General features: G+C 69.4%; 16 protein-coding genes, 1 tRNA gene and 1 pseudogene. 8 read left to right on the forward strand and 10 right to left on the reverse strand.

The window, feature by feature from the left end; all coding sequences use genetic code 11:
- Nucleotides 1-18 precede the first annotated feature (18 nt).
- Nucleotides 19-420 carry a TIGR03667 family PPOX class F420-dependent oxidoreductase gene (locus tag AB0N89_RS30160; protein ID WP_364211279.1) on the forward strand — a complete coding sequence of 134 codons (402 nt, stop codon included), beginning with the start codon at nucleotides 19-21 and terminating at the stop codon, nucleotides 418-420.
- Here the strand turns inward: AB0N89_RS30160 and AB0N89_RS30165 are convergent.
- Complete coding sequence (locus AB0N89_RS30165) at nucleotides 417-971, reverse strand: superoxide dismutase (protein WP_364211282.1); 555 nt, start codon at nucleotides 969-971, stop codon at nucleotides 417-419. The genes AB0N89_RS30160 and AB0N89_RS30165 overlap by 4 nt on opposite strands.
- An 84-nt stretch (nucleotides 972-1,055) precedes the next feature.
- Between AB0N89_RS30165 and AB0N89_RS30170 the strand changes: the two genes are divergently transcribed.
- Nucleotides 1,056-2,018 (forward strand): EamA family transporter, encoded by a 963-nt coding sequence (locus AB0N89_RS30170; protein WP_364211285.1) that lies wholly within the window; start codon nucleotides 1,056-1,058, stop codon nucleotides 2,016-2,018.
- The gene (locus AB0N89_RS30175) at nucleotides 1,963-2,421 is read left to right on the forward strand and encodes a DUF6328 family protein (protein WP_364211288.1); all 459 of its coding nucleotides are present in this window, start codon (nucleotides 1,963-1,965) and stop codon (nucleotides 2,419-2,421) included. The genes AB0N89_RS30170 and AB0N89_RS30175 overlap by 56 nt, the downstream gene beginning before the upstream one ends.
- Here the strand turns inward: AB0N89_RS30175 and AB0N89_RS30180 are convergent, their stop codons facing one another.
- Nucleotides 2,422-2,964 carry a hypothetical protein gene (locus AB0N89_RS30180; protein WP_364211291.1) on the reverse strand — a complete coding sequence of 181 codons (543 nt, stop codon included), beginning with the start codon at nucleotides 2,962-2,964 and terminating at the stop codon, nucleotides 2,422-2,424.
- Nucleotides 2,965-3,042: 78 nt separating this feature from the next.
- On the opposite strand from AB0N89_RS30180, the gene AB0N89_RS30185 reads away from it, so the two are divergent.
- Entirely contained in the window at nucleotides 3,043-4,848 is a 1,806-nt protein-coding gene (locus tag AB0N89_RS30185) for a LamG-like jellyroll fold domain-containing protein (RefSeq protein WP_364211294.1), read from the forward strand.
- 177 nt (nucleotides 4,849-5,025) lie between these two features.
- Complete coding sequence (gene helR / locus AB0N89_RS30190) at nucleotides 5,026-7,236, forward strand: RNA polymerase recycling motor ATPase HelR (RefSeq protein WP_364211297.1); 2,211 nt, start codon at nucleotides 5,026-5,028, stop codon at nucleotides 7,234-7,236.
- Between the two features lie 62 nt (nucleotides 7,237-7,298).
- Here helR and AB0N89_RS30195 read toward each other — a convergent pair whose 3' ends face one another.
- The 6 genes from AB0N89_RS30195 to AB0N89_RS30220 all read right to left on the reverse strand — a co-directional run bounded on the left by AB0N89_RS30195 (nucleotide 7,299) and on the right by AB0N89_RS30220 (nucleotide 13,476).
- Nucleotides 7,299-7,793 carry an Lrp/AsnC family transcriptional regulator gene (locus tag AB0N89_RS30195; protein ID WP_005167158.1) on the reverse strand — a complete coding sequence of 165 codons (495 nt, stop codon included), beginning with the start codon at nucleotides 7,791-7,793 and terminating at the stop codon, nucleotides 7,299-7,301.
- Between the two features lie 168 nt (nucleotides 7,794-7,961).
- Entirely contained in the window at nucleotides 7,962-9,305 is a 1,344-nt protein-coding gene (gene lysA, locus AB0N89_RS30200) for a diaminopimelate decarboxylase (RefSeq protein ID WP_364211300.1), read from the reverse strand.
- Between the two features lie 112 nt (nucleotides 9,306-9,417).
- A complete protein-coding gene (locus AB0N89_RS30205; protein ID WP_364211303.1) occupies nucleotides 9,418-10,338 on the reverse strand; it encodes a dihydrodipicolinate synthase family protein in 921 nt (306 codons plus the stop codon).
- Nucleotides 10,339-10,498: 160 nt separating this feature from the next.
- Nucleotides 10,499-11,587 (reverse strand): chitinase, encoded by a 1,089-nt coding sequence (locus AB0N89_RS30210; protein WP_364211306.1) that lies wholly within the window; start codon nucleotides 11,585-11,587, stop codon nucleotides 10,499-10,501.
- A gap of 156 nt (nucleotides 11,588-11,743) precedes the next feature.
- Entirely contained in the window at nucleotides 11,744-12,214 is a 471-nt protein-coding gene (locus AB0N89_RS30215; protein WP_364211309.1) for a heme-degrading domain-containing protein, read from the reverse strand.
- 32 nt (nucleotides 12,215-12,246) lie between these two features.
- The gene (locus AB0N89_RS30220; protein ID WP_364211311.1) at nucleotides 12,247-13,476 is read right to left on the reverse strand and encodes a M20 family metallopeptidase; all 1,230 of its coding nucleotides are present in this window, start codon (nucleotides 13,474-13,476) and stop codon (nucleotides 12,247-12,249) included.
- A 76-nt stretch (nucleotides 13,477-13,552) separates the two neighbouring features.
- On the opposite strand from AB0N89_RS30220, the gene AB0N89_RS30225 reads away from it, so the two are divergent.
- Nucleotides 13,553-14,035 (forward strand): tRNA adenosine deaminase-associated protein, encoded by a 483-nt coding sequence (locus tag AB0N89_RS30225; protein WP_005167143.1) that lies wholly within the window; start codon nucleotides 13,553-13,555, stop codon nucleotides 14,033-14,035.
- A gap of 23 nt (nucleotides 14,036-14,058) precedes the next feature.
- On the forward strand, nucleotides 14,059-14,505 hold the full coding sequence (locus AB0N89_RS30230) for a nucleoside deaminase (RefSeq protein WP_364211329.1): 447 nt from the start codon (nucleotides 14,059-14,061) through the stop codon (nucleotides 14,503-14,505).
- Nucleotides 14,506-14,547: 42 nt separating this feature from the next.
- Here AB0N89_RS30230 and AB0N89_RS30235 read toward each other — a convergent pair.
- Together AB0N89_RS30235 and AB0N89_RS30240 are read right to left on the reverse strand one after the other, a co-directional pair.
- Nucleotides 14,548-14,635: transfer RNA gene (locus AB0N89_RS30235), tRNA-Ser, on the reverse strand.
- 42 nt (nucleotides 14,636-14,677) lie between these two features.
- Entirely contained in the window at nucleotides 14,678-15,229 is a 552-nt protein-coding gene (locus tag AB0N89_RS30240) for a DUF305 domain-containing protein (RefSeq protein WP_364211314.1), read from the reverse strand.
- Between the two features lie 92 nt (nucleotides 15,230-15,321).
- Between AB0N89_RS30240 and AB0N89_RS30245 the strand changes: the two are divergent.
- Nucleotides 15,322-15,753, forward strand: a pseudogene (locus AB0N89_RS30245) (limonene-1,2-epoxide hydrolase family protein); the annotation flags it as partial.
- Nucleotides 15,754-15,853: the final 100 nt, after the last annotated feature.

A 15,853-nucleotide genomic window follows, 5' to 3' on the forward strand; every position in this document is an offset into this window, starting at 1 on the left:
GTCGTGGTTGCTCGGTTCATGACCTATCAACCCGACCCGCGGCTGGCCGACCGGGCGAAGGAGAGCGTCGCCTGGCTGACCACGATCAGCCCGAAGGGCCGCCCTTCGCCCCGCCCGGTGTGGTTCGTGCTCGACGGCGAGGATTTCCTCGTCTTCAGCCAGCCGGACACGGCGAAGACGCGGCACATCGAAGCCAACCCCGAGGTCAGCCTCCACTTCAACAGCGACGAGCACGGCGGCTCGATCCTGGTGGTCGGCGGCCGGGCCGAGATCCTGCCGGACGGTCTCCCGTCGGAACAGCCGGGCTTCCTCGAAAAGTACGAGAAGCACTATCCGGCGATCGACTACGACGTCCCGAAATTCGACCGGGAGTACCACGTCCGGATCAGGATCCGGCCCGAACGTACCTGGGGCTTCTAGAACCCGACCGTCACGCAGGCCAGCCGGGCCCCCGCGGTCCCGGCGTGGCCGGGGTCGGTGTGCGTATGCGTTTCGTGGATCACGATCGAGTTCGCCCGGCGGTCGGCGAACGTCCAGTCCACTTTGGACACGGCGGCGCCGCGGCCGGTGGCGTCGGTGGTGAGGTCGAGCCAGATCTCGTTCTGGGGGTTGGCGTAGGCCGGATCCACCGACGGCTGCACCGGGTCTTGGACGTTCTGGTAGTGCGGTCCGGCGAGGTCGCCGGTGGCGCCGCACGGCTTCGTGTGCGCGTGCGCGCCGTATTCGCGGTTCGGCAGCAGCCCGGTCACGAGGACCGCGGTCGAGGTGCCGAAAGCCTTGGAGGTCAACCCGAAGACGTGCGCGCGTGAGCCGGCCGGGACGAGGTCGGGTTTGTAGATCGTGAGGCCGCTCTTGGCGGTGATCACGTGGACGCGGGGGCCGGAGGCGGCGGCGGTGGCCGGCCCGGCGCCGGAGGTCATGGCCAAGGCGGCCGCGGACAGGACTGAGACGAGTACGGGGACGGGGCGCATGTCCCCTTGCCTAGTCCGCACGAATCGGACACGCCAGACACGTCACTCCGTCGGGCGATCATTCTCAAACTATGGGCAGGAAAAGTGAGTAGCAACCCTCCGGATCGCACTTGGCTGGTCGCGGTCGCAGCAGCGCTTTGGGGCACCGACGGGCTTTTGCGGCTCCCGCTCGCCGAAGCACTCCCGGCGGCCACGGTCGTCTTCTGGGAGCACCTGCTCGTGGTGCTCGTGCTGAGCCCCTTCATCCCCGGCGCTTTCCGCGCGCTGCGGCGGTGCGGACCGCGGGAATGGCTGGCCGTGCTCGCGATCGGTGGCGGTTCCTCCGCGCTCGCGACGGCGATGTTCACCGCCGCCTTCAAACTGGGCGACCCCGTGACGCCGTTGGTGCTGCAGAAGCTCCAGCCGGTTTTCGCCGTGCTGGCGGCATACTTCGTACTCCGTGAGCGAGTCCGTCCGGGCTACGCCTTTTTCGCGATCCCGGCGCTGCTGGGCGCTTGGCTGCTCGCGTTCAAGGATCCGCTGAACATCCAGCTCGCCGCGGCGAAGGCGGCGTTGCTGGCGATCGGCGCGGCCGCGTTGTGGGCGGCGGGCACGGTACTCGGCAGGCTGCTTTCCACCGAGCTGGCGCCCAAGGAGGTCACCACGCTGCGCTTCACCGTCGGGCTCCCGGTCGCGGCGGGCATCGTGGCGTACCAAGGCGGCCGGTTCGCGGTCGGCTGGGACAACGCGCTCGGCCTCGGGCTGCTCGCGCTGGTTCCCGGGCTGCTGGCGCTGAGCCTGTACTACCTGGGTCTCCGGTCGACACCGGCCGCCAGGGCGACGCTGGCGGAGCTCGCGTTCCCCGTCACGGCGGCCGTGATCGGCGTATCGTTCCTGGACGCGCATCTGTCCGGAACGCAATGGCTGGGCCTCGCCGTCGTGGTCGTCGCGGTGACCTCGCTCGGCTGGCACGAGAAGGTCAGGCGTCAACCGATGGTCCTGGAGCCGCCGCATGACCGAGCACACCGGCGAGACGAAGAACGAACGCCTGACCCGCAACGTCAGTGAGCTCCTGCAGGAACTCCGGGTCGCGCAGGCGGGCGTCCAGATCCTCTTCGGTTTCCTGCTCACGGTGGTGTTCACCGACGAATTCCACGAGGCGAGCGGATTCGAGAAGTCCGTCCACCTGACGGCGGTCGTGCTGACGGTCGGCTCGACGGTGCTCCTGACGGCGCCCGCCGCGTGGCACCGGCTGCTGTTCCGCACCGGGAACCGCGAACGGATCCTCACCTACGGCAACCGTTCCGTCCTGATCGGACTCGGCTGCCTCGCGGCCGCGATCACCACGACCGTCGCGCTCATCGCCAAGGTCGTCTACGGCCCGATCGCGATGGCGGTCCTGGGCGTGGTGTCGGCCGCGCTGTTCGTCGGCATGTGGTTCGTCGTGCCGAAACTGATCAACCGCGGCTGATCAGCGCCAGGCGCGGACCGGGGTGTCGTCCGGCAGGCCGAACGCGGCGGCCGACACCGATTTCGGGTCGTCCGGGCTCGCGCCGTCGAGCACGCGACGGGCGCCGAGCCACGAGAACATGGCCTTGACCGAAGGCGAGCAGCCCGCGCCGTCCTTCGCGAGTTGCCGGTCCAGGACGCGGTAACCCCGCTCCCCGCGCTCGACGACGTAGACCATCGGTTGCCGGAAGCCGCTGCCCGTGACGAGCCCGGCGCCGTCCCGTGCGGTCTCGTCGCAGCCCGCGACCAGGCCGACCTTGACCCGGTCACCGTCCGGCCGGGTTTCGATCACCTTCTGGGTGCACACCCAGCGGACGTCGGCGAGGCCGGAGCCGGCGAGCACGCCGGTCCACGCGTGCGTGCGCAGATGTTCGTCGATCGAGGGCAGCGCCTCGTGCACCACCTTGTCGTCCACCGACGGCATCTCGATCACGATCCACCAGGTCGCCGCGGCCACCACCACACCGGCCCCGGCGAGCACGGGCCAGCGGTTGACGTTCCCCATCGTGACGAAGCTACCGAGCGGGGCAAGTGTTCATCCGCGGTTCGGGACGCGTTGCCTCCGCGACCGTAGGTTGCGGCCGTGAACGACTCCTCCAGACGGACCTTCCTGCGCGGCGCGGGCCTGCTCGGCGCCGGTGCGGCGGTGTCCGCTCTCGGCGCCCCCGCGGCTTCCGCGTCCTTCGGCCACCACGGCCCGGACGCCGACGACGAATGCTTCACCCTCGCGGTCCTGCCCGACACCCAGTACCTGTTCGACGCCGACCGCGGCGACCCCGCGCCCTTGGACGCCACGCTGCGGTACGTCACCGGCGGCGACGAGAACATCGTCTTCCTGGCACATCTCGGCGACCTCACCGAGAACGGGCAGCTGGGCGAGTTCGACCAGATCAGCCGGTCCTTCGGGCACCTGGACCGGCGCCGGTTCCCGTACAGCACCCTCGCGGGCAACCACGACATCAAGTCCTCGACCGACGACCAGCGCGGCCGCACGCCGTACCTCGACGCGTTCGGCCCGCAGCGGCAGCGCGGCTCGAAGACCTTCCGCGGGGCGAGCCCGGACGGCTACAACAGCCATCACGTCTTCCGGGCAGGCGGACGCGACTGGCTACTGCTCGCGCTCGACTGGCGGCCCTCGGCGGGCGGGCTGGAGTGGGCGCGGTCGGTGCTCGCGCGGAATCCGCGGCTCCCGGCGATCCTGACCATCCACGAATTGGTATGGGCCGACGAGGCCGGTCAGGCGCAGCTTTCCGAGTTCGGGCAGAAGGTGTGGGACGAGCTGATCGCCGGGAACGACCAGATCTTCCTGACCCTCAACGGGCACTACTGGCCGCCCGGGCGCGCGGTGAAGCGGAACAACGCGGGCCACGACGTCCACCTGCACATCACCAACTACCAGGACCGCTACTACGGCGGCAGCGCGATGATCCGGCTCTACCGGTTCGACCTCGCGCGGAACGTGATCGACGTCCGCACGTTCTCGCCGTGGCTGGCGGATCAGGCACCCCGGCTCAACGAGCTGCAGCGGCGGGAGATCGAGCGCACCGGTCCCTCGGACTACTTCAGCCTGGAGATCGACTTCGAGTCGAGGTTCGCCGGGTTCGCGCCGGTCGCGGCCCCGCCCGCGCGGCCAGCCGACCGGCAGCTGATCCGCGGGACCGTGGCGTACTGGCGGTTCGAAGGCCGGGACGGCGCGGCCGTCGACGGGGTCCGCGACCTTTCCGGCCGGGGTAACGACCTGGTCCGGGTGACCCTGCCGGGCAGCGCCCCCGAAACGCTGCGGTACTCCGGGGAGTTCTCCGGACGGCAGCCGTCGAGGTCGAGTCTCCGGTTCGAGGGCGGCAAGAAGCCGGCGCGCGGCGCGTATCTGCGCACGGCGGATTCCGCGCCGATGAACGCGGAGACGTTCGCGCGCGGTTACACCGTCGAGGCGTTCGTGAAACTGCCCGAGGATTTCAAGGACGGCAAGCACTCCTGGGCCGCGATCTTCGGCAGGCAGGGGTCCGGCGGCAAGGCGGGCAAGACCGGCGACGATCCCGGCGAGCCGTCGGCCACACTGTCCCTTTCGGACGGTGCGGCGTTCCAGTGGGCAGTGTTCCCGCTGAACCAGAACGGGATCTCGACCGCGTGGGGACACGAAATGGCGCTGAAGGAATGGATCCACGTCGCCGCCGTCAACGACGGCAGGCGGACGACGCTCTACGTCGACGGCTGCCCGGTGCTGCGGAATCCGAAGACGGCCGCGGCGGGGATCGCGAACCCCGGTGGCTCCTGGCTGATCGGCGCCTACGCCTACGACTCGATCGTCGAGCAGGCGTTCCACGGCTGGCTGGGTGACGTCCGCGTGGTGGGAAGGGCGCTGGACCCGCGCGAGTTCATGCTCGGCTGAGTGCCGCGGATCGTGCGCGGTAATGGCGGATGTCCGTCCCCATTATCGCGCACGATCGTTTCCCGGGGAATGCGGGATCCTCTTGACAAGGGGTGGACAATAAAAAATCGGCGTCTGATCATATTCTTTGATCAGCGCGCCGAATTGTGTTGTCAGTCTAACCGCTGTGAGGGGAACTTGTCAAATCAGGGGTACGACGAGGAATTGCGGTCCGAACGGGAGTACGTCGCGTCGCTCTACGGGCGGCTGGACGCGGAACGCGTGCGGGTGGGCGAAGCGTACGCGGGTGCGCTGCGGGGAGAAGGCTTCGCGCTTTCCGACCGGGAAGTCTCGGTCGGGACGAAAGCCCGCGAGATCGCGAGGTTGAAGATCGCCGACGAGGGCCTTTGTTTCGGCCGTTTGGACGCCCTTTCGGGCGACCGGTCCTACGTCGGCCGCATCGGCCTTTTCGACGAAGAGAACGACTACGAACCGCTGGTGCTGGATTGGCGGGCGCCGGCGTCGCGAGCCTTTTACTGCGCGACGGGCGCGTCGCCGGAAGGAATGTCGAGGCGCCGCCAATTCCGCACGCTCGGCCGTGAAGTCCTCGACTTCACCGACGAGGTCTTCGGCCGTCCGGAATCGGGGGAACGGGGTGACGTCGCGCTGCTGGCCGCGGTCAACGCGCCGCGCGGCGAGGGGATGCGGGACATCGTCGCGACGATCCAGGCCGAGCAGGACGAGATCATCCGCCTGGACCACGCGGGGGTCGTCGTCGTGGAGGGCGGTCCGGGCACCGGGAAGACGGCGGTGGCGCTGCACCGGGTGGCGTACCTGCTGTACACGAAACGGGAGCGGATGGAACGCCGCGGCGTGCTCGTGGTCGGGCCGAGCAGCGGCTTCCTCGACCACATCGGCCGGGTCCTGCCGTCCCCGGGCGAGACCGCCGCCGTCTTCACGACGCCCGGCGGCCTCGTCGCCGGGCTGCGCGCCGAACGCGAGGATCCGCCGGAGGTGCAGCGGCTCAAGGGCTCGCTGGCGATCCTCGACGTGCTCGCGGCGGCGGTGGCGGACCGGCAGGAACTGCCCGCCGGGCCGGAGCCGATCGAGCTCGACGACGTCACCGTGCCGCTGGACGCCGAGGTCGTGGCCGCCGCGCGCGAGGTGGCCAGGGACAGCGATCTGCTGCACAACGAGGCGAAGTCCGTTTTCGAACGCGAGGTGGTCGTCGCGCTCGCCGAACGCGCCGTCGACCGGATCGGCGCGGGCTGGCTGCCGAAGGACGACCGGCACACCCGTCCGGAGATGCTCAAGAACCTCCGGCGCGATCTGGAGGGCAGCGTGGCGCTCGGTGCGGTGCTCGACCGCCTCTGGCCGGTCCTGACGCCGCGGCGGCTCCTCGCCGACCTCTACGCCTCGCCGGAGCGGTTGAGGGCGGCAGGGGCCGATCCGGCGCTGTTCCGCGCGGACGCCGCCGCGTGGACGGTGTCCGACGTGCCGCTGCTGGACGAGGCCGTCGAACTGCTCGGCTGGGACCGCGCGGCCGAACGGCGGGCCGAGGAACGGCGACAGCTCGCGCAGCGGGAATACGCGGAGCGCGTGCTGGAAATCGTCGAGGTCGAAGAGGATCACGACGACTACGAGTTCGCGCTTCGCCCGATGGACGTCCTGAAGGCGGAGGACCTCGCGGAGCGGTTCGCCGAACGCGACGAGCGGGATCTGGCCGAACGCGCCGCCGCCGATCGGGAATGGACCTACGGGCACGTCGTGGTCGACGAGGCACAGGAACTGTCCGAAATGGACTGGCGAGTGCTGATGAGGCGGTGCCCCAGCCGGTCTTTCACCGTCGTCGGGGATCTCGCGCAGCGCCGCTCGCCGTCCGGCGCTCGGTCGTGGGACGAGATGCTCTCCCGGTACGTCGCCGACCGGTGGGTGTACCGGAAGCTGACCGTCAACTACCGGACGCCGTCGGAGATCATGGCGGTGGCGGCCTCGGTGCTGGCGAGTTTCGCCCCGGACGTCGTGCCGCCGGAATCGGTGCGTTCGTGCGGCGTGCCACCGTGGGCCCGTCGACTGTCCGAAATGGACACGGTCGACGTCGAGGACGCCGTCGCGGAATTCGTCCGCGAGGAATCAGGGCGCGAGGGGACGTCGGTCGTCATCGGGCCGCCCGGCGTGCCGGGCGCGATCACGCCGTCCGCGGCCAAGGGCCTGGAGTACGACGCCGTCCTGGTGGTGGGACCGGAGCGGATCCTCGCCGGCGGCCCGAACGGCGCGGCGGAGCTGTACGTCGCGCTGACGCGGGCGACGCAGCGGCTCGGGGTCCTGTACGGCGGGCGGCTGCCGAAAGTCCTCCGCGGTCTCGATTCCGGGCGGCGGACTCCCGACGTGTATCTGCGGTGCGTCTAGGGGGCCAAGGTGTCGTGAGTGTTCTTTCCGTGCGAACACTCACGACTCCCCCCTTCTGTGGATCACCGGGTCAGATTGCCCCAGGCATATGTCTGTTTTGCGAGTTTCAGGTAAACGAGCGTTTCGGTGCTGACGACTCCCGGGATGGGCCGGATGTCGTCGTTCAACACACTCAAGAGGTGCTCGTCGTCCCGGCAGGCCACCTCGGCGAGCAGGTCGTAGCCTCCCGCGGTGAGCACGACGTAATGGACGTCCGGCAACCCGGAGAGCTGGTCGGAGACCGCTCGCGGATCGCCTTGGACTCTGATCCCGACCATCGCCTGACGGCCGAGCCCGACATTGGCCGGATCGGTGACCGCGACGATCTGCATCGTCTCGTCCCGCAGCAGGCGCTGGACGCGCTGCCGCACGGCGCCCTCCGACAAGCCGACGGCTTTGGCGAGTGCCGTGAACGAGGCCCGCCCGTCGACTTGCAGTAGGGCGATCAGAGTGCGATCGGTATTGTCCAACCCTCTAGGTGTGCGCTGCTCCATCTGCGCGCGTGGTTCGTCACCCATGCCGTCCCTCCCTTTGTTTCGGCATGCGATTCTTGTCGCGCAGCGTATCGATCAATGTCCAGAATGCTACCGCCGTTAAGTTGTTTGTCGCGATTCTCTTTCCCGGCGCTGTGACGCGAAGGAATCGGTCGTCCGACAGGGAGAGTGCCGAGGTTTTCGGAACCGGGGTCAGCCGAGATCGCGTTTGAGCAGGTCTTCCTCGGTTTCGCGGCGCACGAGGAGGGTCGCCGTGCCGCGGGAAACGCCGACGAGCGGGGGCCTGCCGACGAGATTGTAATTCGACGCGAGCGAGTGATGGTATGCCCCGGTGCACGGGACGGCGAGCAGATCGCCGGGGTGGACGTCGTCGGGGAGCGTGAGCCCGTCGGCGAGGACGTCGCCCGATTCGCAGTGCCGTCCGACCACCGTCATCGGCCGGCGGGCCGCCCGGCTGCGCCTGCCGATCAGGCGCGCGGTGTACGCCGCCCCGTAGAGCGCGGGCCGCGCGTTGTCGCTCATCCCGCCGTCGACGGCGACGAAAGTGCGCGAACCGCGTTTTACCGCGCAGACCCGGTACACGGTGATCCCGGCCGGGCCGACGATCGCGCGGCCCGGTTCGATCGTCAGTTTCGGCGGCGGGAAGCCGTGCGACGCGCATTCGTAGGCGAGCGCGACCCGCAGCCGCCGCACGTATCCGTCGATGTCGAAACCGGTGTCGCCGGGCAGATAGCGGACGGCGTGCCCGCCGCCGAGGTCCAATTCCCGCAACGTGACGCCGTGGCTCTCACGGAGTGCGACGAGCACCCCGATCATCTTGCGGGCGGCCAGTTCGTAGAAGTCCACGCGGGACACCTGCGAGCCGATGTGGCAGTGCAGCCCGGCCAGGCGGAGCCCCGGTTGCGCGAGTACGGCCGAGACGGCCCGGCCGAGGTTGTCGCGGACCTCCTCGCGGAGTGAGAAGCCGAACTTCTGCCCTTCGGTGCCGGTGGTGATCGCCGCGTGCGTGCCCGCCGAGACGTCCGGGGTCACGCGGATCAGCACCTGCTGTGCGCCGGTGGCCAGCGCGCCGAGCTGCTCGACCTCGTCGAGCGAGTCCACCACGATCCGGCGGACGCCGTAGGAGAGCGCGGCCTTGAGGTCCTCGGGGGTCTTCGCGTTGCCGTGCAGCAGGATCCGCTCGGCGGGGAAGCCGACCGACCGCGCCACCGCGATCTCGCCCGCCGAACAGGTGTCGAGGGAAAGCCCCTCCTCGGCGACCCACCGCAGCACCGCGCGGGTGCACAGCGCCTTGCTCGCGTACGCCACCTCGGCGTCCGGCAAGGCTTGGCGGTACGCGCGGGCGTTCTGCCGGACCTCGTCCTCGTCGATCAGGTACGCCGGGGTCCCGAACCTCGCGGCGAGGTGCGAGACCGGCGCGCCGGCGAACAGCAGTTCACCGCCCGGTCCGAGCCGGGTGCTCCGTGGCCAGACCCCGGATTCGAGGTGGTCGGCGGCCTCGCAACCGAGGCTGGGCAGGAGCTCGCTGAGCGTCACGGTTACCTCCGCGTCGATCGGTCAGTGCCCCGTCAGCACAACTCCGATCGACCCGGCCCGGCCGCTCCGCCAACGCCTCCCTGACGCGTTCCGAGGGCTCGCTGACGCCTTGTTAACGCGTGAGTAACCCCGGCCACAGCGCGCCCTCGACCCGTTCCCGCTCTTCGGTGGTGAGCGGACGGCTCGGCGGACGGACGTCGCGGCGGCACAACCCCAGCCGCGCCAGCGCTTCCTTCACCACGCTCACGTTGTGGGCGTTCCCGTCCGCGGCACGAAGCTCCTCGAAGGGCCGGACGCGCTCCCAGCAGGCCATCGTGGCGCCGAAATCGCCGTCCCGCAGCGCGCGGAACATCTCCAGCGAGAGCGACGGCGCGACGTTCACCAGCCCCGAGGTGAACCCGGTCGCGCCGACGGCGAAGTAGCCCGGCGCCGACAGCTCCGCCAGCCCGGCGATCCACGTGAAGCGATCGAGCCCCGCGTCCCGCGCCACCGAGGCGAACCGCACCGGATCCGGCACCGCGTACTTCACCCCGATGACGTTCTCCGCGGCGTCGCCGAGCCTGGCCAGCTGCTCGCCCTCGATCCGCGCGTCGCGCACGTACGGCACGACGCCCAGTTCCGGGACCGCCGCCGCGATGGCGCGGTGGTACTCGACCCAGCCCTCCGCCGAGACGTACGGATGCACCGGCTGATGGATCATGATCAGCCCGGCGCCGGTCTCCCGCGCGTGCCGCGCCGCGCCGATCGCGGTCCGGAGATCGTGCCCGACGCCGGCGACCACACTCGCCCGCCCGGCCGCGGCCTCGACCGTCACTTCGAGACAGTGCCGCGTCTCGGTCTCGTCCAGCGCGTAGAACTCGCCGGTGTTGCCGTTCGGCGTCACTACCTCGACGCCGGCCGCGATCACCCGGTCCACGAGCTTCGCGTAGGTCTCCGGATCCACGGCGCCGCCCGCGTCGAACGGCGTCACCGGGATGGCCACGACCCCGGACAGCCGCCGTTTCCGCTCGTCGAACCGGGAAGTGGAGCTCACTGGCATGTCCGATCTGATATATGATGTGACGTCGCACGTTACCAGACCACTTGTCCTGAAAGTCAGGACACCCGCCCTGTGCGCAAGTCCGTGAAGGCCTCCTTGAGGGACCCAGAGTCCCTCAAGGAGGCCTTCACGGACAGCGGTCTCGGGGTGGAGCTCAGCCGAAGTAGGAAGCGAAGTTCTTCGAGAACTCCCAGCCGTTGTACTTGTCCCAGTTGATCGACCACGTCATCAGCCCGCGCAGCGCCGGGAAGGTGCCGTGCGGCTTGTAGGAGCCGCAGCCGCTTCCCTTCGTCAGGCAGTCCAGCGACGCGCGCACGTCGGCCGGAGTCGTGTGCCCGTTGCCCGCGGACGGCGCCGCCGGCAGGCCGATGGCGACCTGCTCCGGCTTCAGCGCGGGGAAGACGTTCGCCGCGTCGCCCGCGACTGGGAAGCCGGCGAGCACCATGTCGGTCATCGCCGTGTGGAAGTCCGCGGTCCCCATCGTGTGGTACTGGCCGTCGAGGCCCATGATCGGGCCGGAGTTGTAGTCCTGGACGTGCAGCACCGTCAGCGAGTCCCGCAGCGCGTGGATCACCGGCAGGTACGCCCCGGACCGCGGGTCGGCGCTCCCGTTCGGACCCGGGCCGTAGAACTGGTGTCCGAGTTGGACGAAGAACGTCTCCGGCGCCATCGTCAGCACGAAGTCGTTGCCGTACTTGGCTTTCAACGTCTTCAGCGCGGAGATCAGGTTGACCACCACGGGAGTCTTCGGGTTCTTGAAGTCGGAGTCGCCCGCGTCCAGCGACAGCGAGTGGCCCTCGAAGTCGATGTCGATGCCGTCCAGGCCGTACTTGTCGATGATCGCGCTCGCGGAAGTGACGAACGCGTCCCGCGCGGCGGGGGTGGTCAGCCGCACCTGCCCGTTCTGCCCGCCGACCGAGACGACCACCTTCTTGCCCTTTTCCCGCTGCGCCTTGATCCCGGCGATGAACTCCGCCTCGGATTCGACGTTCGGGCATTCCGCTGCCGGGCAGAGGCCGAACCGGAGTTCGCCCGAGGTCACGGAAGTAGGCTCGGCGAAGGCGAGGTCGATGATGTCCCAGTCGTCGGGGACGTCGGCGATCCGCGTGTAGCCGGAACCGTTCGCGAAGCTCGTGTGCAGGTAGCCGACCAGGGCGTGGGCCGGGATCGCGGCCTGGGCCGTGGCGGGCATCAGCAGGCCCAGTAAGAGGAAAACGATGCCGACGACGGATTTCCGGCGCATGGGGACTCCCTCGGATGTGGTTCACGTCACGTCAGAGATTGGACTAGACCACTAGGGAGTTTGTCAAGAAATCACCGGAACTCGTCCGGTTTTGTCGTCGGCGGACGGAGTTGTCCACACGTGAACAACCTGTGGACAACTCCGTGGATAGTCTACTTAGGACAATCGAGCGAGGAAGGTCTCCAGCTGCTCGACGACGAACGCGTGATCGTCGGCCTGAGGCAGTCCCGAGACGCCGACGGTGCCGACCGGGCCGACACCGTCGACGATCACCGGGAACACGCCGCCGTGCGCGGCGTACAGGTCCGGATCGAGGCGGGAGCCGGCCTCGAACGTCGTGCCCTTCGCGCGGAACCGTTCGCCGACGAGGAACGAGCTGTGCCCGTAGCGGTCGACGACGCGGCTCTTGCGGTCGATCCACGCGTCGTTGTCGGCCGAGGTGCCCGGCAGCGACGCGTGGAACAGCCGCTGGTCGCCGCGGCGCACGGAGACCGTCACCGGAAGGGCGCGGTCCCGTGCCACCGCGAGCAGGTGGGCGCCCAGCTCCAGCGCGGTCTCGTTGTCGAACCGGCGGAAGACCAGGCGCTCCTCCTGCGCGGCCAGGACGGCCAGGGTGTCATCGCTCATGACCCCATTAAATCAACAGCGTTGTGTAATGGCTACCGAAGCGCGTCCAGGGCGAACGCGGCGTACATCGCGACGCCGTTGGCCATGGCGTCCTCGTGGAAGATCACGCGGTTCGAGTGGTTCGCCTCGACCGTGGCCAGGTCGGCCTCGGGCGGGCAGGCGCCGAGGAAGGCGAACGCGCCCGGGACGCGTTGCAGGACATACGAGAAGTCCTCCGCGCCCATCACCGGGTTCTCCATGGGCTCGGAGTTCTTCGCCCCGAGGACCTCGGCCGCCAGCTCCTGCACCCGCGCCGCGACGTGCGGATCGTTCACCGTGACCGGGTAGCCGGGGAGGACTTCGGCGCTCACGCGGACGCCGTGCGCCGCGCCGACCGCCTCGCACACCCGCGGCAGCTCCTCGCGCACGAACGCCTGCGTCCGCTCGGACAGCGTGCGGATCGTGCCCTCCAGGAACGCCGTCTCCGGGATGATGTTCGTCGTGGTCCCGGTCTCGATGCGGGTCACCGAGACCACCGCGGGTTCGAACACGCTCACCTTGCGGGTCACCATCGTCTGCAGCGCGCTCACCATCGCGGCCGCCGCCGGCACCGGGTCGATCGCCTGGTGCGGCGCCGAGCCGTGCCCGCCCCGGCCGGTGACGGTGACGTGGAAGCTGTTCGCCGACGCCATGATCGGACCCGGCCGCGTCTGCACGACGCCGGACGCGGCCGAGGTGAAGATGTGCAGGCCGAACGCCTTCTCGACCCGCTCGCCCGCGGCGTCGAGCACGCCTTCGTGGATCATGTGGCGCGCGCCGTGCTCGCCTTCCTCGCCCGGCTGGAACATGAACACCACCGACCCGGCCAGCTCGTCGACGTGCTCGCTGAGCAGCCGCGCGGCCGACGCCAGCATGGCGACGTGGGTGTCGTGCCCGCAGGCGTGCATCGAGCCGTCGTCTTCGGAGGCGAAGTCGAGACCGGTGTCCTCGTGCAGCGGCAGCGCGTCCATGTCGCCGCGGAGCAGGATCGCCGGGCCGGGCTTCCCGCCCCGCAGGACGGCGGTCAGCGAAGTGGTCGATTTGCCCTCGCTGATCTCCAGGGGCAGGCCCTCGAGGGCCGCTTTGATCACGGCCTGGGTCTTCGGCAGATGGAGGCCGATCTCCGGATTCCGGTGGATCTCCCGGCGGAGTTCCACGGTTTTCGTTTGAAGCGCCCGGGCCTCGTCCAGCAATCCGGCGAAGCGGGCATCGGGGAGGGTGGGAAGGTCGGTGGGTCCGGTCATGTCTCGATAGTGGCGCATGCGGCGCTTCGGGCGCACCGTGCGTGCGTTCCGAATGCGGGCGGAATACGGTGTGCGCATGGCGGTGCAAGAGCCGATCACGGGGTTCGCGGTGGCCGTGGTGCGGGAGGACGGTCGATGGCGGTGCAGTTCCCTGGATCAGGGGGCGCTCGCCGAACTCGACGCTGCGATCACCGAGCTGGGAAAACTGCGTTCGACCGGTGCCGCGTTCGGCCTGCTGGCGATCGACGACGAGTTCTTCGTGATCGTCCGGCCGAGCCCCAGAGGTCCGTCGCTGCTGCTGTCCGACGCCGCCGCGGCGCTCGACTACGACATCGCCGCCGACGTGCTCGACGTGCTGAGAGTCGATCCCCCGGATGAGGACGACGACGCGGTCTGGCCGGAAGGCGATCTGGAGATCCTGTCCGATCTCGGACTGCCGGGGGCCGAGCTCCAGGTGATCGTCGGCGAGGTCGAGCTCTATCCGGACGAGCAGCTCCAGATGGTCGCGCAGCGGTGCGGATTCGCCGCCGAGTTCGCCAAGATCCTGGACGAGATCTGAGCCCCGCCGCCTCCGCCGCCGACATCGCCGCCGTCCAGGCGGCGATCGATGCGGCGCGAGGTGCGGGCGACGACGTGCCGATCGGCGCCGTCGTCCTTTCCCCCGACGGGACCCCGCTGGCCTCCGCGCGCAACGCCCGCGAAGAACTCGGCGACCCGACGGCGCATGCGGAGATCCTCGCGCTGCGGGCCGCGTCCGAGAGCTACGGCGACGGCTGGCGCCTCGAAGGCTGCACGCTCGCGGTGACGCTGGAGCCCTGCACGATGTGCGCGGGCGCGCTCGTGATGGCCCGGGTCTCGAAGCTCGTCTTCGGCGCCTGGGAGCCCAAGACGGGCGCCGTGGGTTCGCTGTGGGACGTCGTCCGCGACCGTCGGCTCAGCCATCGCGCGGAAGTCGTCGGCGGGGTGCTGGAGTCCGAATGCGCGGCCCTGCTCGAAGACTTCTTCCACGGGCAGCGCGGACGGGACTGACGCAGAAGAGCCCGGTCTCCGTGGAGACCGGGCTCTTCGCCGCGGTGGCGGTGGGATTTGAACCCACGGACGGGTATTAACCGTCACACGATTTCGAGTCGTGCTCCTTCGGCCGCTCGGACACGCCACCGCCGAGAACAATACCGGAGGGCCTTCCGGGGTCTTCAGGGGGTCAGGAAAGCTGCGCGGTGATCTCGTCGATCGCCGCCGTCTGGTTCTCCACGATCTCCTGGGCCAGCGCTTTGGTCTCGGCGTGCTCGCCCGAGGAGAGCACGGTCTTGGCCATCGCGACGCCGTTGCGCAGGTGCTCGGCCATCAGCGGGAGCCACGTCTTGTCGAACTCGGCGCCGGTCAGGTTCTGGAGCGAGGCGACCTGTCCTTCGGTGATCATCCCCGGCATTGCGTGTCCCGCGTGGCCCGCCGCGGGCAGCACGGCGGCGTTCCACGCCTGGAGCCAGCCGGTCATCGTCCGGACCTCGGCCGACTCGGCCTCGACGATCTTGGCCGCGGTGGCCTTCACGTAGTCGGAAGCCGACCGTTCCGAAGCCAGGTTCGCCACCTGGATCGACTGCTGGTGGTGCGGGACCATCTGCTGGGAGAAGGTGACGTCGGCCTGGTTGGCGCCGGGCGTGTTCGCCGCCGGCGCCGCGCCCGTGGCCGTCGAGCAGGCCGCGAGCACCCAGACGACCAGCGCGGACAGTGCCATCGGCAGTCGTCGTCGCATCGATACCTCCGTAGTCAGGGAAACCGGCCCCTCCGTTCTGTGATACGGCTGTGACCTTCCGGCGGTTCAAAACCGGATTAGCCTTGGTCGGCATGACGGATCCGAAGACCGTGGTGACCGGTTTCCTTCAGGCCCTCGAAGAGCTCGACATCGACCGCGCGCTGGGCTTCGTGGCGATCGACATCGTCTATCAGAACGTCCCGCTTCCCGCCGCCCGCGGGTTTTCGGCGGTGGAGAAGCAATTGCGCACCATGGCCCGCTACGGCAGCGGGTTCGAGGCGCGCACCCACCACATCGCCGCCGACGGCCCGATCGTGCTCACCGAGCGCACCGACGTCCTCCGGCGTGGTTCGTGGGAGGCGGAGTTCTGGGTGTGCGGCACGTTCGAAGTGCGCGACGGCCGGATCGTGCTGTGGCGCGACTATTTCGACTGGACGACGTTCCTGGCCGCGAGCGCGAAGGGCGCGGGCAAGGCGGCGGTCGCCGGGGCGAAGTCGCTCATCGGGAAGGTCAAGGCGCGGCAGGAACTCTGCAGAAGACGCCGCAGTGGCAGGAAGCCTTGCAGCGCAACGGATGGACCGAGGCCTTCGCGCCCGGGGAGCAATTCGGTTCGTTTCTCAAAGA

Source organism: Amycolatopsis sp. NPDC089917, assembly GCF_040684635.1.
Classification (GTDB): domain Bacteria; phylum Actinomycetota; class Actinomycetes; order Mycobacteriales; family Pseudonocardiaceae; genus Amycolatopsis.